The 21,946-nt window shown below is 67.4% G+C and carries 23 protein-coding genes; 11 read left to right on the forward strand and 12 right to left on the reverse strand.

All coding sequences use genetic code 11. The features are described from left to right. The first annotated feature begins 142 nt into the window (after window positions 1–142). Window positions 143–616 (forward strand): DUF3592 domain-containing protein, encoded by a 474-nt coding sequence (locus tag J3P31_RS04260; protein WP_210527155.1) that lies wholly within the window; start codon window positions 143–145, stop codon window positions 614–616. Window positions 617–738: 122 nt separating this feature from the next. Here the strand turns inward: J3P31_RS04260 and J3P31_RS04265 are convergent, their stop codons facing one another. Continuing rightward, the gene (locus tag J3P31_RS04265; protein WP_210527156.1) at window positions 739–903 is read right to left on the reverse strand and encodes a hypothetical protein; all 165 of its coding nucleotides are present in this window, start codon (window positions 901–903) and stop codon (window positions 739–741) included. Between the two features lie 357 nt (window positions 904–1,260). Next, the gene (locus J3P31_RS04270) at window positions 1,261–1,932 is read right to left on the reverse strand and encodes a dCTP deaminase domain-containing protein (RefSeq protein ID WP_210527157.1); all 672 of its coding nucleotides are present in this window, start codon (window positions 1,930–1,932) and stop codon (window positions 1,261–1,263) included. Between the two features lie 23 nt (window positions 1,933–1,955). Between J3P31_RS04270 and J3P31_RS04275 the strand changes: the two genes are divergently transcribed. Next, window positions 1,956–2,450 (forward strand): deoxycytidylate deaminase, encoded by a 495-nt coding sequence (locus J3P31_RS04275; RefSeq protein ID WP_210527158.1) that lies wholly within the window; start codon window positions 1,956–1,958, stop codon window positions 2,448–2,450. Here J3P31_RS04275 and lepA read toward each other — a convergent pair. Further along, complete coding sequence (lepA, locus tag J3P31_RS04280) at window positions 2,422–4,221, reverse strand: translation elongation factor 4 (RefSeq protein ID WP_210527159.1); 1,800 nt, start codon at window positions 4,219–4,221, stop codon at window positions 2,422–2,424. The genes J3P31_RS04275 and lepA overlap by 29 nt on opposite strands. Window positions 4,222–4,416: 195 nt before the next feature. Here lepA and J3P31_RS04285 point away from each other — a divergent pair, with 195 nt between their 5' ends. Then, window positions 4,417–4,728 carry an arginine transporter gene (locus J3P31_RS04285; protein WP_210527160.1) on the forward strand — a complete coding sequence of 104 codons (312 nt, stop codon included), beginning with the start codon at window positions 4,417–4,419 and terminating at the stop codon, window positions 4,726–4,728. A 36-nt stretch (window positions 4,729–4,764) separates the two neighbouring features. Here the strand turns inward: J3P31_RS04285 and J3P31_RS21305 are convergent, their stop codons facing one another. Further along, on the reverse strand, window positions 4,765–5,706 hold the full coding sequence (locus tag J3P31_RS21305; RefSeq protein WP_246849266.1) for a DUF4394 domain-containing protein: 942 nt from the start codon (window positions 5,704–5,706) through the stop codon (window positions 4,765–4,767). Window positions 5,707–5,831: 125 nt separating this feature from the next. Continuing rightward, entirely contained in the window at window positions 5,832–6,377 is a 546-nt protein-coding gene (locus J3P31_RS04295) for a copper chaperone PCu(A)C (protein ID WP_210527161.1), read from the reverse strand. Window positions 6,378–6,498: 121 nt separating this feature from the next. On the opposite strand from J3P31_RS04295, the gene J3P31_RS04300 reads away from it, so the two are divergent. Then, a complete protein-coding gene (locus tag J3P31_RS04300; protein WP_210527162.1) occupies window positions 6,499–7,440 on the forward strand; it encodes a DMT family transporter in 942 nt (313 codons plus the stop codon). Here the strand turns inward: J3P31_RS04300 and J3P31_RS04305 are convergent. Then, on the reverse strand, window positions 7,358–8,047 hold the full coding sequence (locus J3P31_RS04305; RefSeq protein ID WP_210527163.1) for a thiamine diphosphokinase: 690 nt from the start codon (window positions 8,045–8,047) through the stop codon (window positions 7,358–7,360). The genes J3P31_RS04300 and J3P31_RS04305 overlap by 83 nt on opposite strands. Window positions 8,048–8,182: 135 nt before the next feature. Between J3P31_RS04305 and J3P31_RS04310 the strand changes: the two genes are divergently transcribed. Then, window positions 8,183–8,734, forward strand: coding sequence for a hypothetical protein (locus tag J3P31_RS04310; protein ID WP_210527164.1), 552 nt, complete (start codon window positions 8,183–8,185; stop codon window positions 8,732–8,734). 9 nt (window positions 8,735–8,743) lie between these two features. Here J3P31_RS04310 and J3P31_RS04315 read toward each other — a convergent pair whose 3' ends face one another. Both J3P31_RS04315 and J3P31_RS04320 read right to left on the reverse strand, forming a co-directional pair. Continuing rightward, window positions 8,744–8,983 (reverse strand): DUF2842 domain-containing protein, encoded by a 240-nt coding sequence (locus tag J3P31_RS04315; protein WP_210527165.1) that lies wholly within the window; start codon window positions 8,981–8,983, stop codon window positions 8,744–8,746. A 3-nt stretch (window positions 8,984–8,986) separates the two neighbouring features. Further along, entirely contained in the window at window positions 8,987–10,276 is a 1,290-nt protein-coding gene (locus tag J3P31_RS04320; RefSeq protein ID WP_210527166.1) for an adenylosuccinate synthase, read from the reverse strand. A gap of 133 nt (window positions 10,277–10,409) precedes the next feature. Between J3P31_RS04320 and secG the strand changes: the two genes are divergently transcribed. Continuing rightward, window positions 10,410–10,799 carry a preprotein translocase subunit SecG gene (gene secG / locus J3P31_RS04325; protein ID WP_210527167.1) on the forward strand — a complete coding sequence of 130 codons (390 nt, stop codon included), beginning with the start codon at window positions 10,410–10,412 and terminating at the stop codon, window positions 10,797–10,799. 119 nt (window positions 10,800–10,918) lie between these two features. Beyond that, window positions 10,919–12,562, forward strand: coding sequence for a CTP synthase (gene pyrG / locus J3P31_RS04330; RefSeq protein WP_210527168.1), 1,644 nt, complete (start codon window positions 10,919–10,921; stop codon window positions 12,560–12,562). Window positions 12,563–12,575: 13 nt separating this feature from the next. Here pyrG and J3P31_RS04335 read toward each other — a convergent pair whose 3' ends face one another. Beyond that, a complete protein-coding gene (locus J3P31_RS04335) occupies window positions 12,576–13,334 on the reverse strand; it encodes a MipA/OmpV family protein (protein ID WP_210527169.1) in 759 nt (252 codons plus the stop codon). Window positions 13,335–13,493: 159 nt separating this feature from the next. Continuing rightward, a complete protein-coding gene (locus J3P31_RS04340; RefSeq protein ID WP_210527280.1) occupies window positions 13,494–15,992 on the reverse strand; it encodes a GcvT family protein in 2,499 nt (832 codons plus the stop codon). 258 nt (window positions 15,993–16,250) lie between these two features. On the opposite strand from J3P31_RS04340, the gene panC reads away from it, so the two are divergent. Next, a complete protein-coding gene (panC, locus tag J3P31_RS04345; protein WP_210527170.1) occupies window positions 16,251–17,102 on the forward strand; it encodes a pantoate--beta-alanine ligase in 852 nt (283 codons plus the stop codon). Beyond that, window positions 17,099–17,917 carry a 3-methyl-2-oxobutanoate hydroxymethyltransferase gene (gene panB, locus J3P31_RS04350; protein ID WP_210527171.1) on the forward strand — a complete coding sequence of 273 codons (819 nt, stop codon included), beginning with the start codon at window positions 17,099–17,101 and terminating at the stop codon, window positions 17,915–17,917. Before panC ends, panB begins: the two co-directional genes overlap by 4 nt. Window positions 17,918–17,963: 46 nt before the next feature. Here panB and J3P31_RS04355 read toward each other — a convergent pair whose 3' ends face one another. Beyond that, complete coding sequence (locus J3P31_RS04355; RefSeq protein ID WP_210527172.1) at window positions 17,964–18,137, reverse strand: DUF1328 domain-containing protein; 174 nt, start codon at window positions 18,135–18,137, stop codon at window positions 17,964–17,966. Window positions 18,138–18,276: 139 nt separating this feature from the next. On the opposite strand from J3P31_RS04355, the gene J3P31_RS04360 reads away from it, so the two are divergent. Then, window positions 18,277–19,260 (forward strand): quinone oxidoreductase family protein, encoded by a 984-nt coding sequence (locus J3P31_RS04360; protein ID WP_210527173.1) that lies wholly within the window; start codon window positions 18,277–18,279, stop codon window positions 19,258–19,260. Window positions 19,261–19,589: 329 nt separating this feature from the next. Next, on the forward strand, window positions 19,590–20,210 hold the full coding sequence (locus J3P31_RS04365; RefSeq protein ID WP_210527174.1) for an SH3 domain-containing protein: 621 nt from the start codon (window positions 19,590–19,592) through the stop codon (window positions 20,208–20,210). Between the two features lie 83 nt (window positions 20,211–20,293). Here J3P31_RS04365 and J3P31_RS04370 read toward each other — a convergent pair whose 3' ends face one another. Then, on the reverse strand, window positions 20,294–21,535 hold the full coding sequence (locus J3P31_RS04370; protein WP_210527175.1) for a multidrug effflux MFS transporter: 1,242 nt from the start codon (window positions 21,533–21,535) through the stop codon (window positions 20,294–20,296). Window positions 21,536–21,946: the final 411 nt, after the last annotated feature.

Here is a 21,946-nt window from a genome sequence, read left to right on the forward strand (position 1 = left end):
AGCAGCACGAGGCCCGGTTCCAGCGAAGCACAGGACATGTGATCGCGCCCGCCTGCCGGACCTCGGGTCAGGTTTCCCCCACTATCCGGCGTCCGGGGATCATGGTTCATTCCTTGGCATTCAAAACACGGGAATTTTCATCATGATCCTCGATTACCTGAAGAAGGGCGGCTTGGCCGCGCTGCTGCTGGCCGTGATCGCCCTGGGCGCGGCCACCCTGTGGACGACCGGGACCGGGCCGGCGCGCGCGCTCGCGGACCACGGCATCACGACGACGGCTTTCGTGGTGCAAAAGCAGAGGGCGAGCGCCGGCACCGGGGCCATGACCGTCACCTACGCCTACCAGTCGGTCGGCACCGACGGCGACGAGCGGACGCACCGGATCGGGCACGCGGTGCCGCCGTCGGTCTTCGACAGCGTCCGCGTCGGCCAGGAGGTCGAGGTCCGCTACCTCCCGGAGGACCCGGCCATGGCCGAGGTCTATCCGGGCGAGCATGCGGACGGCCGGACCCTCCTGGACATGACGGCGCTCATTGCGGCGCTGGGCGCGGCCGGCCTTGCGGTGGCCGGGATGGGCGCGGCGCGGCGGCCCCGGATGGACCTCCAGCCCGCATGACACGCCACTGGACGACACAAGCGCGGCGCGGCCCAAAAAAGGCCGCGCCGCGTCCTTGCGTTCAGACCGTCGCTGCCCCTTGGGCATGGCGTGGTCCGGCCCACGCCCGTCAGGGCGTCACATCACTGGTTCTCTGCGGTGCCCGGCGTGACGGGCTGGCTCGACTGCGCGTCGGCGGGGTTGCCCTCCTGCACGTTCTCGGGCCCGCCGGTGGCGAAGAAGATGTAGATGAGGACCAAGACGACGAACACCCCGATGAGGATCGCCCAGAGCTGGCTGCGGTTCATGGTGGGGTCCTTTCCGGTGGAGGCGGCGGAAGGGAAAGGGTTGGGGGTGGGGGGTGGTTCCGGGAGCACGCGATCCGAGACGAGGCCGATGTCCTCGCGCATGTGGAGTATTGCCGGATCAACCCGGCCAAGCACGGGCTCGTGGAGAATCCGGAGGATTGGCCGTTCTCGTCGTTCCGGCGGCGGGAGGGTGAGTGAGGTTCGGCGTCGGAAGAGCCGTCGCGTAGGGTGGGTGGAGCCCGCATCGCGGACGCAACCCACGCGGTTCCCCCACGAGAGCCCCTCCGCGTGGGTTGCGCGCCCGAGGGGCGCTCCACTCACCTTAGGCTTGCTGCATGGAACTGCCCTCTAGACCTCCTAATCGCTCTGGACGGCCGGAGGACTTATCGCGTTGCCCGTCTGAGGAGACCTCGGAGCAAGCCAAGCAAAGGCCGCAAGAATAATCGCCAACAACGGCACCCAGTTTCGCATTATTGAACCCAGAACAACGCGCCATGCGTGGTCTTCAGCTGCTCTCCGAAGGCTCTTCACATCCAAGAACGTTTCAGAGAATTGGTTTCTACTTCGCTGCGCAACCTTATAGCCGTAAGTCGTCGGATGCTGAACAAACGGCTCTAACTTCTTAATCGGGGAATGCTGAATGAACAGAACCCTAAACAATCTCTGCCCAACATAGATGCGGCGCTCTTTGTTTGAAAAGTTGACTAGAGTTGCCCCGAGAGGCCCATCATAGCCCGGGTCAACTACTCCAACATTCAAACAAAGGATTCCCTCTTGCGTCAGCGATGTTACTAACGTCGCTAATCCCGTAACGTCGGCGGGTAAAGAGAGGCGCTGCGATGTGACAACGGAAACCATGTGGCTCGGCTTGAGCCAGATCTCGTCGGAGTCGTTGGACCACTCAACTGAGTCCGGACCGGCAGGAAAAATCCTGCCGACGGTGAGATCGCAGGTAGAGTTCTTGGTTTGGATCTGCGAGGCAGGAGAGACTAAACCTCGCTCCTCAACTTGGCTCTCAACAACTAACATCAACTACCTCCGAGTTCATGAAGATGATCAAGTCCACTTCCTCCACTTCCGAACGTTGGGACAAGCGGTTCCTAGGTTTGTGCGATCACATCGCTGGTTGGAGCGAGGAAAGAGGAAGACGAGTTGGCGCTGTTATAGTTGGAGACGGAAATGTTATTTTGTCGACGGGCTACAACGGCCTGCCTAGAGGAATCTCTGGCGACATTGAAGACCGCCACAATCGTGTAACAGGCGAAAAGTACTTCTGGTTTGAGCACGCCGAGAGAAATGCAATCTACAATGCAGCTCGTACCGGCGTACCTCTTGCCGGATCAGCTATCTACAGCAACCTTTTTCCCTGCGCGGATTGCATGAGAGCCATCATTCAGAGTGGGATCTCAACATTAATTACTTACGAACGCCCAGCCAACGAAGTAAATTTTGCCGCAAGCATGGAGGTCAGCATCCGCCTTATTCGCGAGGCAGGTCTTGCGTTAAGACTAGTGCCACTCACCCGTCCATCTTCAACGCCGAGATAAACGCCTCCTGAGGGATGTCCACTTTCCCGAACTGCCGCATCTTCTTCTTGCCCGCCTTCTGCTTGTCCAGCAGCTTGCGCTTCCGCGTGGCGTCGCCGCCGTAGCACTTGGCGGTCACGTCCTTCCGCAGCGCCGACAGAGTCTCGCGGGCGATGACCTTGCCGCCGATGGCAGCCTGGATCGGGATCTTGAACATGTGGCGGGGGATCAGGTCCTTGAGCTTCTCGACCATGGCGCGGCCCCGCATCTCGGCGCGGTCGCGGTGGACCATCATGGAGAGGGCGTCCACGGGCTCGTCGTTGACCAGGATCGACATCTTGACCAGCGCGTCCTCGCGGTAGCCGGTGATCGAGTAGTCGAAGCTGGCGTAGCCCTTGGTCACGGACTTCAGGCGGTCGTAGAAGTCGAACACGACCTCGTTCAGCGGCAGGTCGTAGACCACCATCGCGCGGTTGCCGGCGTAGCTCAGGTCGAGCTGGATGCCGCGCCGGTCCTGGCAGAGCTTGAGCACGTCGCCCAGGTATTCGTCGGGGACGAGGATGGTGGCCTTGATCCGCGGCTCCTCCAGGTGGTCCACGTAGGTCAGGTCGGGCATGTCGGCGGGGTTGTGGAGGTCCTTCACCTCCCCGTCCTTCATGTAGAGGTGATAGACCACCGAGGGCGCCGTGGTGATGAGGTCGATGTCGTATTCGCGTTCGAGCCGGTCCCGGATGACCTCCAGGTGGAGGAGGCCCAGGAAGCCGCAGCGGAAGCCGAAGCCCAGGGCGGCCGAGGTCTCCATCTCGAAGGAGAAGGACGCGTCGTTGAGGGCCAGCTTCTCGATGGCGTCGCGCAGGTCCTCGAAGTCGGCGGCGTCCACGGGGAAGAGGCCGCAGAACACCACGGGCTGCGCGGGCTTGAAGCCCGGGAGCGGCGTCTCGGCACCCTTGCGCTCGGTCGTGATGGTGTCGCCGACGCGGGTGTCGCGGACCTGCTTGATCGAAGCGGTGAAGACGCCGATCTCGCCGGGGCCGAGCTCGTCGATGTCGACCATCTGCGGGCGCAGCACGGCGAGCTTGTCGATGCCGTAGACGGCGTTGGTCTGCATCATGCGGATGCGGTCGCCCTTGCGGATGACGCCGTCCATGACGCGGATCATGACGACCACGCCGAGGTAGGAGTCGTACCAGGAGTCGACCAGCATGGCCTTGAGCGGCGCGGCGCGGTCGCCCTTGGGGGCGGGCAGGCGGTTGACGATGGCCTCTAGCACGTCGGGGATGCCGAGGCCGGACTTGGCCGAGATCAGCACGGCGTCCGAGGCGTCGAGGCCGATCACGTCCTCGATCTGCGCCTTGACACGGTCGGGCTCGGCGGCCGGAAGGTCGATCTTGTTGAGGACGGGGACGATCTCGTGGCCCGCGTCGATGGCCTGGTAGACGTTGGCGAGCGTCTGCGCCTCGACGCCCTGCGAAGCGTCGACGACGAGGAGCGAGCCTTCGACCGCGCGCATGGAGCGGCTGACCTCGTAGGCGAAGTCGACGTGGCCGGGGGTGTCGATCAGGTTCAGGACATAGGCGTTGCCGTCCTTGGCCCTGTAGTCGATCCGGACGGTGTTGGCCTTGATGGTGATGCCCCGCTCCCGCTCGATGTCCATCGAGTCGAGCAGCTGCTCCTTCATGTCGCGGTCGGCGACCGTCCCGGTCGACTGGATCAGCCGGTCGGCGAGGGTGGATTTGCCGTGGTCGATATGGGCCACGATGGAGAAATTGCGGATGCGGGAAAGCTCGGTCATGGCTGCACGCTATGGTGTCGAAAGGGCAACGCGTCAATGCGCTCGCACGCGTCCGGACGGCGCCACGACGTCGCGCTTGCGTGAACGAGCGGCCCCAGGAGGCGGAGGGACGCCGCACGCCCCGATCGGGCGAATTGCGCTTCGCCGCCCGGATCGCCAATATACCCGGCGGGCAGAAGAACACGAGGCAGGTCAGTGCGGAGATTCGGGCTGTGCGGCGCGCTGGCGGCGCTTTGGGTGCTCGGCGGCTGCGGGGGCGGCGTGTCGGGCGATATCGGGCGGGCTTGCATGGCCGGGGGGCGGAATGCGGCGAACGCGCAGCTCTGCTCGTGCATCCAGGGGGTCGCGAACCAGTCGCTGTCGGGATCGGACCAGCGGCGCGCGGCCGGCTTCTTCGAGGACCCGCAGTCCGCCCAAGAGGTCCGCCAGTCGAACCGCCCCGGGGACGAGGCCTTCTGGCGGCGTTACAAGGCCTTTGCCGACCGCGCCGCCGCGATCTGCGGTTGATGAGGGAAGCGTCCCGGCGGGACGCCTCCCGGAGGCTCAGGCCGTGACGGCGCGGCGGCGCAGGACCGCAAGACCGCCCAGCGCGGCGCCAAGCAGAAGGCCAGCGGCCGGAAGCGGCACCGGGACCGGCGCGCTGGCGACGGCGAAGCCCTGAAGCGAACCGAAGCTCGTCCCGACATCGCCGATGAAGTTGAGCGCGACCTTCTCCCCAGCTCCGGGCAGCAGGAAGCTGAACAGCGATTGCACGCCGTCGATGCTCAGCAGCGCGTAGGCCGTGTTGTCGCCCTCGAACATCGACAGGATATCGAAGCCGCCGACGCTCGAGAAATCGACCTTGCTGCCATTCAGGTAAAGCTGGCTGACGGTGGTCAGGGTGCCTGCGTTGTTGCCCAGGAGCGCCAGCGAGTCCGTCCCGCTGTCCAGCACATATTGGACGTTGGACGTCGCCATCGGCACAGCGTTTGTGTAGGCGTTGGAGAAGATGGTCGGATCCACTCCTTCGTTGACGTCACCCGCCACGTAGAAAAGGTCCGTCGCCTGCGTGACGGTGGCGGGCATCACCTTGGGATCGAAGACGAAGTTGTCGTCGTTGGTCGTGACCAGCCGTGCCGCATCGATGACGTTGTTGAAATCGAAGCCAGCCGCGGCGCCCTCGTTGACTGCCGGCCCCATCGCCTGAGCCGTCGCGATCCCCGTCATGGGATCGACCAGATAATAGGTGTCGGTGGTGCCGCTGTAGCCGTAAAGCCCGCCGGTGCTGGGACGGACGGAGAGGTCGTCGAGGGCCAGGTCCCGGCCATCCGCCGTGGACAGCATGACCCCGGACAGGCCCGCGGGGTTGTTCAGGTCGCCGATGGTGACCAGCGAAGCCCCGCCGTTGCCCAGCGCATAGCCCAGGCCCGTCGTGGCCGCGCTTGCGGCGCCGGCCGCTGTCAGAACCGCAAGGCATGCGGTGGTGGCAAGCAGTCGTGATGTCATCTGAAACTCCCGGTTTCTGGTCACGAGGACCTCTCGCGCCGGTGACAGGCACGTAAACGGAAACAGAGAGTTTCTATATTAGCATCACATACCCGTGATGACCCGCCTTTCGATGGCTCGGGGCCTCAGCCCCCATGGCCCTCGTGGTCGTGCCCCTCGGGCTCGGCATGGTCGCCATGATCGTGACCCTCTTCGGGCATGGCGTGCTCCCCATGGTCGGCCATCGGCGCGTCGTCGGTCAGCCGGCCAAGGTCCACGGGGACGCGAAAGGTCATCTCGCCCGCCTTCTCGAAGGTAAGCGTCAGCTCGATGACATCGCCATCCTCGAACGGCTCCTTGACGCCCATGAACATGATGTGCGGCCCACCCCGCGACAGGTCGAGCTCTCCATCGGCCGGGATCGGGAGGCCCCCCTCGATCGGTTGCATGCGAAGCACGCCATTCTCCTCGGTGGTCGTGTGGAGCTCCACACGTTCCGCGGCGGGAGAGGAGGCCGAAAGGAGGCGGTCGTCCTGGTCGCCGTGATTATGGATCAGCATGTAGGCGGTGCCGGTCGGGGCGCCCGGCCGGCTGGCGATGGCATAGGGATGGTGGATGCCGATGTCCCCGGCCAGCGCGGGCGCGGCAGACAGCAGGAGCGCGGCCAGGGCGGCGCGAAGGATGGACGGCATCGGAAGTCCTCTCGTTCTATGGCTCGGCGCGCCTCTAGCATGAGCCCGCCGCAGTAGACCATGCGGCACCCTGGCCCTCCCTGGCCGCGCCTGCTAGGGATCGGACGACCCCCTGCCCCGGATGCGTGCCATGGCCGACAGAACCCTGACCGGCGTCGCCCTCATGCTGGGCTTCGTCGTGACCGCGCCCCTGATCGACGTCGCATCCAAGCTCGCGGCCCAGACCTTGCCGGTGGGCGAGGTGACGGCGGCCCGCTTCCTCGTGCAGGGCGCGCTGATGCTGCCGCTGGCGGTCGCGCATGGGCTTCTGCTCCCGTGGGGGCTCTGGGGTCCCGTGGGGCTGCGGGCGCTCTTCCTCGTGCTGTCCACCTATGCCTTCGTGTCGGCCATCGATGTCATGCCTTTGGCCGACGCGCTGGCCATCGTGTTCGTGATGCCCTTCGTGCTGCTGATCCTGGGGCGGCTGGTGTTCGGCGACACGGTGGGACCGCGCCGGATCGTCGCCTGCGCGGTGGGGTTCATAGGGTCGCTCCTCGTGATCCAGCCGAGCTTTGCGACCTTCGGCCCGGTGGCCCTGTGGCCCCTGGGCACGGCCCTGAGCTTTGCCGCCTACATGCTGGTCACCAGGGGCCTGTCCAAACGCATGCACCCGATCCCCATGCAGTACCACACCTCGGTCCTCGCGTTCGCGATCTGCCTTCCCGCGCTCTGGTGGGCCGACGGGACGGGGCTGCCCGAGCTCGATCCGGTCTGGCCGGAGAAGCTGGCCTGGCTCTGGCTGTTCGGCGTGGGACTGGCCTCGGCGGTGGCGCATATGCTGATGACGGTGGCGCTGCGCTTTGCGCCTTCCGCAACGCTCGCCCCTCTCAACTATCTCGAGATCGTGACGGCGTCCACTCTGGGCTTCCTCGTCTTTGGGGACTTTCCGGACGCCCTGACCTGGATCGGGATCGCGGTGATCGTCGGGTCCGGCCTTTATGTCATCCACCGGGAGCGGGCGGCCAGCGTGGCGCGGCGCGCAGCGAGTCGAGGGCCAGCGGCAGCGTCGCGCGTGGCAGGATGACCAGCGCCCCCCGGGTGGAGGGCCTGAGCCGCACCGGGCCAGCCGCCTCGTTCGAGGTGCCGATGCGGCGATCGGGCGCGAATTCGAGGTGATCCGTCGGCCAGCGCAAGCCGTCGGACCGAAGGCGCAGGGGCGCGAACGGAAAAATGGACACAAGGGTGCCTGGCGCCAGCGGCAGATCGATCTCGGGGGGCGCATGGAACGCGAGCGTGTCGGGACCGAGCAGCAGACAAGGCCGGTCGGCGCGCAGCACGAGGCTATGAAGCGCGGCCAGCTCGTGATCGAGCCGACCTCCGGCGAACCCGACGGCGAGCACCACGGGCGCCTCGATGCGGGTGAGGGCCTTGTCGAAGTCGGTCGTATCCTGCTCCGCCACGGGATGCAGGCAGGGGGCAAAGGCCGCAGCCGCCTCGGGCGACAGGCTGTCCATGTCCCCGATCACCGCCTCGGGCCTCAGCCCCAGGGCCAATGCAGTCCCGGCCCCGCCGTCCGCCGCCACGAGCGTCGGAGCCAGCTCCAGCGCGGTAGCCACATCATCGGCCGGCGCGACCCCGCCACCCAGGAGGGTGACGGGCCACTTGCTATGGACGACCGCCCCGGCGCTCATGCATTGTCACTCCAGGTCAGGCGGCGCCTTGAAACCGTCATGAAAGAACCCCTGTTTCGTCGATGGCTCGTTTGGCTTGATGCCCGAGTCGCATGAACAGCCTGGCGGCACGGGTCCGAGTGAACGAGCAATGTCATGAGTGATGCCAGCGACGGAATGCAGGTCACCATAGGCGGCCTAACGTTCAACCTGCGGGATTTCGACGATCCAGCCGAGGCGGCCGCCGCGCTCTCCGAGGCCTTGCGGGGCCTCGAGAGCCGGGACGGCACCGCCCCGCCATCCCTGGACATGGGCGCGTTGAAGCGGATCGTGGAAATGGCCCAGAGAGCGGCCAACGCGCCTCCGGCCGGCGCGCCCGCCGTCAAGTCGCCCCGGCCTGGCCGTGCGCCACGACGCCGGCAGCTTCCGGACACGCCATCCGACGTCGATGGGGACACGCTCGACCGATTCCTGTCCGAAGCCGAGCGCCACCTCGCGGCCCCGGACGCGGCACGCCGCCGGGAGACGCTGGCCCACCTCAAGGCCGCCGTTGCGGCGGCGGAAGCAGAAAGGCTCCTGGGCGGGCCGCAATCGGGGGCCGAGCGTCGCAGGACCTCGTTCCGCCATGACCTCGATGCGGCCGTGCGGGCGACGCCGCCTGCCGCCGGATCGCACCCGGACCACCACGAGGACAAGGACCCGGCCTGACCGGGGCGGTCAGGGCCGGGGCGGCCGGTCGGGGTCATCGCGCGCGACACCTCGGAAGACCGACCGGAACGGGAGAGCCCAAAGGAAGCCCAGGGCCACATACACGATCAGCTGGAGCCAGACCGGCGCACGGCCGTATTCGCCTTCGATCCAGTTGATCAGGCTGACGGCGGCCACGACGTAGACCGGCAGGCCGACCAGCAGGATCAGGTAGGTCCAGATGCGCCGCGCGCGGTAGCTCAGGGCCATGGCTCAGTCCGCGAAAGGGTCGGTCACGAGGATCGTGTCGTCGCGCTCGGGGCTCGTGGAGACCAAGGCGACGGGGCACTGGATCAGCTCCTCGATCCGGCGGACATACTTGATGGCCTGGGCGGGAAGGTCGGCCCAGGAACGTGCGCCGGCCGTGGAGGAGTTCCAGCCCTCGATGGTCTCGTAGATGGGCTTGCAGCGGGCCTGGGCATCGGCCGCCGTCGGCAGGTAGTCGAGCCGCTCGCCATCGAGATCGTAGGCCACACAGATCTTCAGCTCGGACAGGCCATCGAGAACGTCCATCTTGGTCAGAGCGATGCCGTTGACGCCCGACAGCGCGCAGGTCTGGCGCACGAGCACCGCGTCGAACCAGCCGCAGCGGCGGTTACGTCCGGTGACGGTTCCACGCTCATGTCCGACGGTCCGCAGGTGCTCCCCGATCTCGTCGTGCAACTCGGCGGCGAAGGGTCCTTCGCCCACCCGGGTTGTGTAAGCCTTAACGATGCCCAGGACGAAGCCCGCCGCGGAAGGCCCAAGGCCGGTGCCGGTCGCTGCCTGCCCAGCCAGCGTGGTGGAGGAGGTCACGTAGGGGTAGGTCCCGAAGTCCACATCGAGGAGCGAGCCCTGCGCGCCTTCGAACAGGATTCGCTTGCCGGCGCGGCGGGCCTCGTTCAGCACCTTCCAGACTGGGGCGGCGTAGGGCCGCAGCTTGGGTGCGATCTCTTCCAGGCGCGCCTGAAGGTCTGTGGCGTCGACTTCCGGCAGGCCCAGGCCGCGGCGAAGCGCGTTATGGTGCGTCAGCAGCCGCTCGATGCGCTGGGCCACGGTCGCGGGGTCGAACAGATCGGCCACGCGGATCGCGCGGCGGCCCACCTTGTCCTCATAGGCCGGGCCGATCCCGCGCCCGGTCGTGCCGATCTTGGCCACCGCGGTGCTGCTCTCGCGCGCGCGGTCGAGCTCCCCATGGAGGGGCAGGATCAGCGGCGCGTTCTCGGCGATCATCAGGTTCTCGGGCGTGATGCGGACGCCCTGCCCTTCCAGGCGGGCGATCTCCTCCATCAGGGCCCAGGGGTCCAGGACCACGCCGTTGCCGATCACCGACAGCTTGCCGCGCACGATGCCGGACGGAAGGAGCGAGAGCTTGTAGACCTGGTTGCCGACGACGAGGGTGTGGCCCGCGTTGTGCCCCCCCTGGAACCGGGCGATCACGTCCGCCCGTTCGGACAGCCAGTCGACGATCTTGCCCTTTCCTTCGTCGCCCCATTGCGCGCCCACGACGACGACGTTGGCCATGCTGGTTCCCCCTGATGCAAACGCGCCCCCTATAGCGGTGACGTGAGGGCGGGGGAAGCCGTGCGGACGAAGGCTTGCGGGACCCCGCGACTCCCTTTAGAAGCGCCGCGTTCCGCCCCTTGAGAAAAGCGCCATGGAAACCGTTGCCCTCGTGATCCTCCTGATCCTTGCCGTCGCGCTGATCGGGGTGGTGCTCCTTCAACGTTCCGAAGGGGGCGGCCTGGGCATGGGCGCGGGCGGCGTGATGTCGGGCCGGGGCCAGGCCACGGCTCTGGGGCGGGCGACCTGGATCATCGGCGGGGCCTTCATGGCGATGTCCGTCGTGCTGACCATCATCGCGGCCGAGAAGTCGGCCGGATCCTCGGTCGTGGACCAGATCAACTCGGACGCCCACGGCGGCACGGCCGAGGAAAGCGAAGCGCCGGCCCTACCCGACCTGGGCGGCGACGGCAGCCTGCTGCCGCCCCCGGCCGGGACAAACACGCCAGCGCAGGACGCGCCGCTGGTGCCCTCGGGGGACTGAACCGACTTGACGGCTGGCGGTTGCGCAAGCGGGGCGCTTCCGTCTAGAAGGAAATCCCGTGGCGGCGTGACCCATGGTGCGCCGGCCCTGATTCTATTGGTCATTCCACGGGGGTTCCGATGGCGCGCTACATCTTCATCACCGGCGGTGTGGTCTCCAGCCTTGGCAAGGGCTTGGCTTCGGCGGCCCTGGGGGCTCTGCTGCAGGCACGGGGATACACGGTGCGGCTGCGCAAGCTCGATCCCTACCTGAACGTCGATCCCGGCACGATGTCGCCCTTCGAGCATGGCGAGGTCTTCGTGACCGACGACGGCGCCGAGACGGACCTCGACCTCGGCCATTACGAACGCTTCACCGGCGTCGCGGCGCGGCGCACGGATTCAGTCTCCTCCGGCCGGATCTATTCGACCGTCCTCGAGAAGGAGCGGCGGGGCGACTACCTGGGCAAAACGATCCAAGTGATCCCGCACGTCACCAACGAGATCAAGGACTTCCTGTCCATCGGGGAGGACGAGGTCGACTTCATGCTGTGCGAGATCGGCGGGACCGTCGGCGATATCGAGGGGCTGCCCTTCTTCGAGGCGATCCGCCAGTTCACGCATGAACGGCCGCGCGGCCAGTGCATCCTGATGCACCTGACCCTCCTGCCCTACCTCGCCGCTTCGGGCGAACTGAAGACCAAGCCCACCCAGCACTCCGTCAAGGAACTGCAGTCCATCGGCCTCGCCCCCGACGTGCTGGTCTGCCGCTCCGAACACCCGATCCCCGAGCGGGAGCGCGAAAAGATCGCCCTCTTCTGCAACGTGCGGAAGGAGGCCGTGATCGCGGCCTATGACCTCAAGTCGATCTACCAGGCCCCGCTGGCCTACCACAAGGAAGGGCTGGACCAGGCGGTGCTGGACGCGTTCGGCATCTCGCCCGCGCCCAAGCCCAACCTGAGCCGCTGGCACGACGTGATGGACCGGCTCGAGCACCCCGAGGGTGAGGTCAAGGTCGCCGTCGTGGGCAAGTACACGCAGCTGGAGGACGCCTACAAGTCCATCGCCGAGGCGCTGACCCACGGGGGGATGGCCAACCGCGTGCGCGTCAGGGCCGAGTGGGTGTCGAGCGAGCTCTTCGAGCGCGAGGACCCAGCCCCCTACCTCGAGGACTTCGACGCGATCCTGGTTCCCGGCGGATTTGGCGAGCGGGGGACCGAGGGCATGATCGCGGCGGCCAAGTTCGCGCGCGAACACAACGTGCCGTATCTGGGCATCTGCCTGGGGATGCAGCTTGCCGTCATCGAGGCCTCGCGCAATGTCGCCAAGGTCGAGGACGCGGGCTCGGAGGAGTTCGACCACGAAGCCGGGCGCAAGCGGTTCACGCCGGTCGTCTACCACCTGAGGGAATGGGTGCAGGGCAACCACGTGGTCGAGCGCAAGGTGACCGACGACAAGGGCGGCACGATGCGCCTGGGGGCCTACACGGCCCATCTCGCGCCGGGATCGCTGGTGTCGGACGTCTACGGCGCGACGCAGATCGAGGAGCGCCACCGCCACCGCTACGAGGTGGACACCGCCTTCCGCGAAAAGCTGGAAACCTGCGGCCTGTGCTTCTCGGGCATGAGCCCCGATGGGCGGTTGCCCGAGATCGTCGAGTGGAAGGACCACCCCTGGTTCATCGGCGTTCAGTTCCACCCGGAGCTGAAATCCAAGCCGTTCGCCCCTCACCCCCTGTTCGCAGGCTTCGTCAAGGCGGCGGTGGAGTCGGCGCGGCTCGTCTGAGCCGCACCATCCTTCAGAAGTCCAGGCTGAACCGCCGCGTGACCAGCAGGCTTGCGGTGATCTGGTCGTCCTCGCCTGTGATCGGACTGTCGGCGGCGTCGTTCATCAGGCGCTCGTAACGCACCCGAGCGCGCAGGCCCCAGACGTCGGTCAGCTGATAGGTCGCAACCGCCTCGAGCCCGGAGGACAGGACCCCACCGTCGGCGTCGTAGGCTGCAAGGCTGGGCGTCGCCTCGGGAACGCTGAAATAGGCGTCGGCGTAATCACCGCTTCCGATCAGCACACGAGGACCGGCGCGCAGCGTCAGCCGCTCCGTGGGTTGCGCGATGACGTTCAGACCCAGCTCGCCCACCCAGGCCTCGTGGCCGCCAAAGCCGTAGCGGGCGACGGCGAAGGTTTCCCAGTTGCGTTGGGCGTAGGACAGGCCACCCCCCAGTTCGAAGGTGCGGTCCACGTCCGGGAGGCCGGCGAGTTCGTCGTGGTCCTCGGACGAGCGCTCGGGGATGTACCGGAACGAGCCCCGGAAGCCGAATCCTTCGGGCCGTGCCGTGGGATCCTCGCGCCCGACCGAGAACCGTCCGAAGCGCAGATAGGGCGCGATCACGCGGAAATCGAACTCCGGGACGGCTTCGTCCGAGCCGAAGTAATCGGGCACCGCCGCAACCCCGACCCCGAGCGTCAGGGCCACCCGGTTGCCGCCCGATGGCGGGTAGGATTGAGCCAGCGCCGGAAGCGGAGCCAGCGCGGCGAGCAGCACGAGGGTTCGGAGCATCGACAGGACCTTCCCGAGGGGTATGATCCCGAGGGTAGATCACCGCTTCCCCCCGTCCACGTCGTCGGCCGAATGAAAACGTCAGTTCGGACGGGGCAACACGACGTGGTCCGGGGCGCGCGTCCGCGTCGCCCCGGAACGTGATATCGGTCCTGGCCCTCAGCCGTCCTGACGGATCCGGGCGTTGGTCGGGTCGTAGGGGCTGTCCTCGGTCACGACGGCGTCGAACAGCTCGCGGAACATGCGGACCTTGAGCTTCGTGCCCGGGACGGCGAGGTCGGGCCGGATGTAGCCCATGCCGATCGACTTGCCGAAGGCGACCGAGTAGCCACCCGAGGTGAGTCGGCCGATCTTCTCGCCGCCCTCGGTATACAGCGCCTCTCGGCCCCAGGGGTCGGCGTCGGCGGGGCCGTCGATGAGGACGGTGACGCACTTGGAGCGGATCCCCAGCGCCTGCATCGCCGCCTTGCCACGGAAGTCCTTCTCCTGGTCCACGAAGCGTGGCAGGTCGGCTTCGAGCGGGGTCGCGTCCCGGCCCAGTTCGTTGCCGAAGGCGCGGTAGCTCTTTTCCTGCCGCAGCCAGTTCTGGGCGCGGGCGCCGACCAGCTTCAGGCCATGCGCCTCCCCGGCCTTCATCAGCAGGTCGAACAGGTAGTTCTGCATCTCGATCGGGTGATGCAGTTCCCAGCCAAGCTCACCGGTGTAGGCCACGCGGATCGCCTGGACCGGGCACATGCCAAGCTCGATCCGCCGGGCCGACAGCCAGGGGAAGCGCTTGTTCGACAGGGCTGACTCGGGGTCGGCATCCTTGATCACCGCGCTCAGCAGCGCGCGGGAGTTCGGACCAGCCAGCGCGAAGACGCCCCATTGGGTCGTGACGTCCTGCACCTCGATGCGGCCGAAGGTGGGCTCCATGTCCTCGACGGACTTCCGCAGGAAGTCGCCGTCATAGTCGGCCCAGGCCCCGGCGGAGACGAGGTAGTAGTCGTCCTCGGCCAGACGGACGATGGTGTACTCCGTCCGCGTCGTGCCCGCATCCGTCAGCGCGTAGGTCAGGTTGATGCGCCCGACCTTGGGCAGCTTGTTGGTCGTGAACCAGTCGAGGAAGGCGGTCGCGCCCGGGCCCTTGACCCGATGCTTGGCAAAGGCGGTGGCGTCGATCATGCCAACCGTCTCGCGGATCGCCTTGGCTTCGTCGACGGCGTACTGCCACCAGCCGCCGCGGCGGAAGCTGCGGGTGTCGTGGTCGAAGCCTTCGGGCGCGTCCAGCGGGCCGAAGTAGATCGGACGTTCCCAGCCGTTCACCTGCCCGAACTGCGCGCCGCGCGACTTCTGCCGGTCATAGGCCGGAGAGGTCCGGAGCGGACGGCAGGCCGGGCGCTCCTCGTCGGGGTGGTGAAGGATGAAGACGTGCTCGTAGGCTTCCTCGTTCTTGCGGGCCGCGTACTCGGTCGTCATCCAGTTGCCAAAGCGCTTGGGATCGAGCGAGGCCATGTCGATCTCGGCCTCGCCGTCCACCATCATCTGCGCGAGGTAATGGCCGGTGCCGCCTGCGGCGGTGATCCCGAACGAGAAGCCCTCGGCCAGCCACATGTTGCGCAGGCCGGGCGCCGGGCCCACGAGCGGGTTGCCGTCGGGCGTGTAGCAGATCGGGCCGTTGTAGTCGTCCTTGAGGCCCACGGTCTCGGAGGACGGGAGGCGGTGGATCATCGACATGTACTCGACCTCGATCCGGTCGAGGTCGAGCGGGAACAGGTCGGCACGGAACGATTCCGGCACGCCGTATTCGAAACGGGCGGGCGCGTTGCGCTCATAGGGGCCGAGGATCCAGCCGCCCCGCTCCTCGCGGACGTACCACTTGGCGTCGGCGTCGCGCAGCACCGGGTGCTGCGGGTTGGTGGAGCGCCACTGCACCAGCGCCGGGTCCTGTTCGGTCACGATGTACTGGTGCTCGACCGGGATGGCGGGGATCTTGATGCCGAGCAGCTTCGCGGTCCGCTGGGCGTGGTTGCCGGTGGCGGTCACGACATGCTCGGCCCGGATGACCTCGCGGTCCTCGGTGGGGAGGAGGTTGCCGCCCCGGTCCTCCATGCGCGTCACCGACACGCGCCAGTGGTCGCCCATCCAGCGGTAGCCGTCCACCTGCCACTTGCGCTCAATGGTCACGCCGCGCTGGCGGGCGCCCTTGGCCATGGCCATCGTGACGTCGGCGGGGTTGATGTAGCCGTCCTGCGGGTGGAACAGCGCGCCCTTCAGGTCCTCGGTCCGCACCAGCGGCCAGCGGTCCTTGATCTCGGCGGGCGACAGGAACTCGTGGTAGACGCCCGCGGTCTCTGCGGTGGTCGAGTACAGCATGTACTCGTCCATCCGCTCCTGCGTCTGCGCCATGCGGAGGTTGCCCACCACGAAGAACCCAGCGTCGAGGCCCGTCTCGGCCTCAAGGGACTTGTAGAAGTCGACCGAGTACTTGTGGATGTGGGTGGTGGCGTAACCCATGTTGAAAAGGGGCAGGAGGCCCGCCGCGTGCCAGGTCGAGCCGGACGTCAGCTCGTCCCGCTCCAGCAGCATGGTATCCCAGCCCCTCTTGGCGAGGTGATACGCGATCCCGGTGCCCACGGCCCCGCCACCCACGACGAGCGCCTTCACTTCTGTCTTCAACCCGCTCATCGAATCCCTCGCGCGTTAGCCGCGGGCAATCTGGCGTAACCGGCAAGCGAGCGCGAGAGGAGGCCGACCCCTTGGAGGTCGAAACCGACGCGCAACCGATCCATCAAGCAACTGTTAGAAGGACGTGGATGACGGCCCGCTGGGTCGGATGCCGCGCCGGCCACCGCAGCCCGGCGAACGGCTCGCCCCAGGCAGGCTTGCCGCCCTCGTCCTCCCCTCCTAGAACTCGGTGCGCGCAAGGGAGGGGCCATGAACACCTGCGAGACCGTCGCTGCGATCCGGGCGCTCCGGAAGGGCTGGACCGGATCGGTGGCGCTCGTGCCGACCATGGGGGCGCTTCACGCCGGGCACATGGCCCTCGTGCGCGAGGCAAAACGCCGGGCGGATCACGTCGTCGCCTCGATCTTCGTAAATCCGACGCAGTTCGGGGATCCCAGGGACCTCGAAACCTATCCCCGCACTCTGGACGCGGACCGGACGCTCCTCACGGAGCATGGCGTGGAGGCGCTGTTCCTCCCCTCGGTCGGGGAGATGTACCCCGACGGGGACGAGACCATCGTCGAGACCACCCGGCTGTCCGGGCTGTTCCATGGGGCCGTCCGGCCCGGGCATTTTCGTGGCGTGGCGACGGTCGTCACCAAGCTGTTCAACATCGTGCAACCCGACATGGCCCTGTTCGGGGAAAAGGACTACCAACAGCTCGCCGTCATCCGGACGATGGCGCGGGACCTGCACATGCCCGTCCAGGTGGTCGGCGTCCCCACCCTGCGCGAACCCGACGGGCTGGCCATGTCCTCGCGGAACGCGCGCCTTTCCCCCGAGGCGCGGAGCGCAGCGACGGTCCTGAACCGCGCTCTCGACCGAGCAGAGGCGCTCGCCCGCGATCACGTGGCCGTCGAGCGGATCGCCGAGACGATCCGCGAGGTCATCGCCCAGGAGCCGCGCGCCACGCTCAGGGGCCTCGATATCGTGGACGCCGAGAGCTTTACGCCCGTGGTGCGCTACATCACCCGGCGCGCAGGCATCATGCTCTCGGCCGAGGTCGGTGGCGTCCTGCTGATCGACCAGCGCGAGATCGAGCCGCCGAAGGAGCCGCGATGAGCACCGAGCCCACCTCCCCCGTCCGCCGCATCACCGTTCCCCAGATCCGCGACCGGAAGGGCGGCGATCCCATCGTCTCGCTGACCAGCTATCACGCGCACACGGCGGCCATCGTGGACCGCTACGCCGACTTCATCCTCGTGGGCGACTCGCTCGGCATGGTGATGCATGGGATGGAGTCGACCGTGGGCGTGCCACTGGATCTCATGATCATGCACGGCAAGGCCGTGGTGCGGGGGACGCGGCGGGCGCTGGTGGTCGTGGACATGCCCTTCGGCACCTACGAGGAAAGCCCCAACATGGCGTTCCGCAACGCCGCCCATATCATGAAGGAAACAGGCTGCGGGGCCGTGAAGCTCGAGGGCGGCGCCCGCATGGGCGAGACCATCCGCTTCCTGACCGAGCGGGGCATCCCGGTCATGGCACATATCGGGCTGACGCCCCAGTCCTCGCACGTGATGGGGGGCTTCAAGACCCAGGGCCGCCAGGAAGAGAGCTGGCCGCTGCACGAGAAGGACGCGCAGGTGGTGGCCGAGGCGGGCGCCTTCGCCGTGGTGCTGGAGGGGATGGTCGAGCCCTTGGCCGCGCGGATCACGACGCAGGTCCCGATTCCGACGATCGGGATCGGGGCGTCGGCCGCTTGCGATGGCCAGATCCTGGTGCTCGAGGACATGCTTGGGCTGAACCCGAGCCGGCCGCCGAAGTTCGTGAAGGTCTATGGCCAGCTGGGCGCCATGATCGACGAGGCCGTCCGGTCCTACGCCGAGGAGGTGCGGAGCCGCGCCTTCCCGTCCGAGTCCCAGGTTTACCGCTGACATGGAAAGGCCCCCGGTGGGGGGGCCTTTCGACATCGTTCTATCGTCAGACCGGGGGACGGCCCCGGACGGCGCGCATGATCATCGCGATCACGAACAGGGCGATGAACACGAAGAAGATGATCTGAGCGATCCCGGCCGAGGCGGAGGCGATACCCCCGAAGCCGAAGAGCGCAGCGATCAGAGCGATCACAAGGAAGGTGACGGCCCATCCGAGCATGGTGAACTCCTTTCGGAAACAGGCATTTGTAAGTCAAACTCGCGCGGTGCGCTCGGGTTCCGGCGAACGAATGCGCCAGTTCACTCGCGCCGTTGCTGCGGCTAGCTTGCATCACGTCGCCCGCATTCAGGAGCCCACCATGGCCGAAGCTGTCCGAACCGTCGTCATCCGCCAGACAGGCGGCCCCGAGGTCCTCGAGATCGAGGAGCGTCAGGTGGGCGACCCTGGCCCGGGCGAGGTCCGCATCCGGCACCACGCGGTCGGACTCAACTTCATCGACGCCTACCAGCGGTCGGGGCTGTATCCGATGTCCCTGCCCGCCGCGCTGGGCCAGGAAGGGGCCGGGATCATCGAGGCCGTCGGCGAGGGCGTGACGCACCTGAAGCCCGGCGATCGCGCCGCCTATGGCGGGGGACCGTCGGGCGCCTATGCCGAAGCGCGGGTGATGCCGGCCGGGACGGTCGTGCCGCTGCCCGACGGCATCTCGTTCGAGGATGCGGCGGCGGTCATGCTGAAGGGCCTGACCGTGCAGTTCCTGTTCCGCCGTACGACGCCGATCGGCGCGGGCGACACGGTCCTGTTCCAGCCCGCCGCCGGGGGCGTGGGCCTGATCGCCTGCCAATGGGCGCGCTCCGAGGGCATCCGGCTCATCGGGACGGCCGGGTCCGAGGAGAAGTGCGCCCTGGCGCGGGAGCACGGCGCCGCCGAAGCCATCAACTACCGGGAGGCGGACGTCGCGGTCGAGGTGCGGCGGCTCACCGATGGGCGCGGGGTGGACGTGGCGATGGACGGCGTGGGCAAGGACACGTTCGAAGGGTCGCTGAACGCCCTCCGCCCGCTCGGGATGCTGATCGCCTTCGGCAACGCGAGCGGAAAGGTCCCGCCCTTCGACATCACCGCGCTGATGGCCAAAGGATCGCTCAAGCTGACACGACCCACGCTCTTCACCCATATCGCCGACCCTGCGACCTGCCGCGAGATGGCGGCGGACCTGTTCGGCAAGGTCCTGAACGGCGACATCAAGGTGCGCATCGACCAGCGCTTCCGCCTGGACGAGGTCGCCGAGGCGCATCGGGCCATGGAAGGCCGGGCGACCACCGGGTCCACGGTGCTCATCCCCTGACCACCATCGCCCGGTGGCGTTCAGGCGGGGCGCGATCCGATTTCCATGGCAGGCCGTGGCGGGGCCGCCATCGAAATGCCTGTCAACGGGGGAGCACTGGATCGGCGGAACCGACGGACGGATTCCGCCGTCCCGGGGCGCTGCGGCCCAAGCGCCTTGGGGGAGGGCCGTTCGGCAAGGCCCCGCCACCGTCGCAGCGCGACAACAGGCGGACGGCCTTGCTGGTCGTGGACGGCGCGGACTCTTCCGACGGTTGTCGTCCCGTGGCAAGGTGCAGGCGGCAACCGAGGGCGGGAACAGCCCCGGCATCTCATGACTTCGAGGGCGGCATGACGGATTGGCGGTGGGCGCGCCTTGGTGCGGCGCTATGGGTGGCGGTTCTGGCGGCGAACCCGGCCGCAGCCGAGATCAGGCCCCAGGCCAGGCCCGACGCGATCACGAATCCCGCGCCCGCCCCGGCCGCCGAGGCGGTGGTCGTGCCGGCCTCGGTGAGGCCGGCGCCTGTCGCCCCTCCCGCGCCGACCATCGGGCCCGAGACGACACTGCCCCTGCCCCGTTTCGTGTCGCTGAAAAGCGATGAAGGAAACGCGCGCCGCGGGCCGTCGATCGACCAGCGCATCGACTGGGTCTTCGTCCGCGAGGACATGCCTCTCCTGCTCACGGCCGAGTATGGCCACTGGCGACGCGTCGAGGATCGTGACGGCCAGGGAGGCTGGGTGCACTATTCGCTTCTGTCGGGGACGCGGACGGTCATCGTGGACGAGGACCGCCTGCCGCTCCGCACACGGCCCGACGAAGGCTCTCAGGCCGTGGCGCTCCTCCAGAAGGGCGTCATTGCCCGGCTCGAATCCTGCGAGGTGGACTGGTGCCGCATCTCGGCGGGCGGCTACGGCGGCTGGACCCCCAAGACCTCCATCTGGGGCGTGACCGCGGACGAAGTGATCCACTGAGGACACCCCGAGGTCCGGACGACATCCGGACCCCTGCAAACGTCGTGGCGGCCTCCACCCTCGCGGGGGCCGATGCCTGCGCCTCAGCGGGCGGGGACCACGTCCTCCCCGCGCGCATCGAACAGCCTGCCCCGTTCGGCGATCAGCACGCAGATGACGGCCATCGCGCCCAGGACGAAGTAGCCGGCGGCCGTGGGCACCACGGTGCCGTTGAACTGCTGGCCCACGAAGCCGCCCAGCGCGGCCCCGCCCAACGTCTGGATGAAGCCGAACACGGACGAGGCCGTGCCCGCGATCGCCCCGAGCGGCTGCAGCGACAGGGAGTTCATGTTCGAGGCCGCCCACCCGAACATGAACATGATGCAGGACAGGAGCCCCAGGAACAGCCACAGGGGCGGGTGGCCCCGCATCATGACGCTCGCCAGCAGGAGAATCCCGCTGAGGCCGGTGAAGGTCAGAATGGCGAAGTGCGAGATGCGGCGCATCCCCCAGACCCGAACGATGCGGGAATTGAGGAAGGACGACACGGCCATGAGCCCGGCGACGAAGGCGAAGGCCGCCGGGAACCAGACCCCAAGCCCGTAGATGTCGACATAGATCTGCTGAGCGGTGCTGATGAAGCCGAACAGCGCCCCGAAGGTGCAGGTCCCAGCCATGGCGTACCAGAAGGCCATCCGGTTCGACACCACGATCCGGAAGCCGCCGAAGATGGACTCGGCCGTCAGCGGGCGTCGCTTCACCGGATCGAGCGTCTCGGGCAGGCGGAACAGGGCCCAGAGCCCGAAGACCAGGGCGAGCGCCCCCATGAAGAGGAAGATGCTCTGCCATGGGCTGAAGGCGAGCAGAACCTCCCCGATCGACGGCGCCACCACGGGGATGATCATGAAGACCATGAAGGCCAGCGACATCACCTCGGCCATCGCATGGCCCGAGAACCGGTCCCGCACGACGGCGGTCGCGATGACGCGGGTGCTGGCGGATCCAAGGCCCTGGATGAAGCGCAGGGTGAGGAGCAGCCCGAAGGTCGGCGCGGCGGCGGCGGCCACGGCGGCGACGATGTAGAGCGCGATCCCGACCAGTAGCGGCGCGCGCCGGCCGAACCGGTCCGAGAGCGGCCCCACGATCAGTTGGCCCAGTCCGAAGCCGATCATGTAGACCGACACGACGAACTGGCGGTGATTGTCATCCGTCACGTTCAACGCCGCCCCCATATGGGGAAGCGCGGGCAGCATGACATCGATGGCCAAGGCGTTGAGCGACATGATCGCAGCGATCAGCGCAACGAATTCGGAGCGCGAGAGCGCCCCCACAAGCGGCTTGTTCATGAAAAATCCGAAGGGCGGGGAGGTCGAAGAAGGAGGAGGCAAACTATGCGGGACCGCCGGGAAGCTAGGCCAGACCCGGTTCCCGTCGAGGCATTCGGATCTTCCATGCCAAGGGCCGAAGTTCAACGCAGGGCTGTCATGCATTGCCTGCATAGCGGCGAGATGGGACCGGCAAGGCTGGCCCGCGGACAGGACAGGTCTCCTGCGGCAACGTTCCCACGGGCCGGACCCCGGCCCTTCCTCCTCCTCTCGGCAGGATTGCCGCGGCGCGGACCGGACAGCTCGTTGGAGGACGACCCCGGCGGGAGCGGCGCCGATTAAGGGCGCCGATCGGTCATGCTGCTCGTGGACGGCCAGCCTGGAGACCCATCACCCCGGTCAACCGGGAGTTGACCTGATCAGCTAGACTGA

Source organism: Rubellimicrobium arenae, from assembly GCF_017916275.1.
GTDB classification, from domain to species: Bacteria; Pseudomonadota; Alphaproteobacteria; order Rhodobacterales; family Rhodobacteraceae; genus Rubellimicrobium; species Rubellimicrobium arenae.

Coding starts and splice junctions, on each gene's coding strand:
- pyrG (WP_210527168.1), top strand. CDS start 10,919: ATGGCGCGCTACATCTTCATCACCGGCGGTGTGGTCTCCAGCCTTGGC.
- J3P31_RS04370 (WP_210527175.1), bottom strand. CDS start 21,535: ATGAACAAGCCGCTTGTGGGGGCGCTCTCGCGCTCCGAATTCGTTGCG.
- J3P31_RS04270 (WP_210527157.1), bottom strand. CDS start 1,932: ATGTTAGTTGTTGAGAGCCAAGTTGAGGAGCGAGGTTTAGTCTCTCCT.
- J3P31_RS04335 (WP_210527169.1), bottom strand. CDS start 13,334: ATGCTCCGAACCCTCGTGCTGCTCGCCGCGCTGGCTCCGCTTCCGGCG.
- J3P31_RS04320 (WP_210527166.1), bottom strand. CDS start 10,276: ATGGCCAACGTCGTCGTCGTGGGCGCGCAATGGGGCGACGAAGGAAAG.
- secG (WP_210527167.1), top strand. CDS start 10,410: ATGGAAACCGTTGCCCTCGTGATCCTCCTGATCCTTGCCGTCGCGCTG.
- J3P31_RS04300 (WP_210527162.1), top strand. CDS start 6,499: ATGCGTGCCATGGCCGACAGAACCCTGACCGGCGTCGCCCTCATGCTG.
- J3P31_RS04315 (WP_210527165.1), bottom strand. CDS start 8,983: ATGGCCCTGAGCTACCGCGCGCGGCGCATCTGGACCTACCTGATCCTG.
- J3P31_RS04305 (WP_210527163.1), bottom strand. CDS start 8,047: ATGAGCGCCGGGGCGGTCGTCCATAGCAAGTGGCCCGTCACCCTCCTG.
- panB (WP_210527171.1), top strand. CDS start 17,099: ATGAGCACCGAGCCCACCTCCCCCGTCCGCCGCATCACCGTTCCCCAG.
- J3P31_RS04355 (WP_210527172.1), bottom strand. CDS start 18,137: ATGCTCGGATGGGCCGTCACCTTCCTTGTGATCGCTCTGATCGCTGCG.
- J3P31_RS04365 (WP_210527174.1), top strand. CDS start 19,590: ATGACGGATTGGCGGTGGGCGCGCCTTGGTGCGGCGCTATGGGTGGCG.
- J3P31_RS21305 (WP_246849266.1), bottom strand. CDS start 5,706: ATGACATCACGACTGCTTGCCACCACCGCATGCCTTGCGGTTCTGACA.
- J3P31_RS04275 (WP_210527158.1), top strand. CDS start 1,956: ATGATCAAGTCCACTTCCTCCACTTCCGAACGTTGGGACAAGCGGTTC.
- J3P31_RS04360 (WP_210527173.1), top strand. CDS start 18,277: ATGGCCGAAGCTGTCCGAACCGTCGTCATCCGCCAGACAGGCGGCCCC.
- J3P31_RS04310 (WP_210527164.1), top strand. CDS start 8,183: ATGAGTGATGCCAGCGACGGAATGCAGGTCACCATAGGCGGCCTAACG.
- J3P31_RS04260 (WP_210527155.1), top strand. CDS start 143: ATGATCCTCGATTACCTGAAGAAGGGCGGCTTGGCCGCGCTGCTGCTG.
- J3P31_RS04265 (WP_210527156.1), bottom strand. CDS start 903: ATGAACCGCAGCCAGCTCTGGGCGATCCTCATCGGGGTGTTCGTCGTC.
- panC (WP_210527170.1), top strand. CDS start 16,251: ATGAACACCTGCGAGACCGTCGCTGCGATCCGGGCGCTCCGGAAGGGC.
- lepA (WP_210527159.1), bottom strand. CDS start 4,221: ATGACCGAGCTTTCCCGCATCCGCAATTTCTCCATCGTGGCCCATATC.
- J3P31_RS04295 (WP_210527161.1), bottom strand. CDS start 6,377: ATGCCGTCCATCCTTCGCGCCGCCCTGGCCGCGCTCCTGCTGTCTGCC.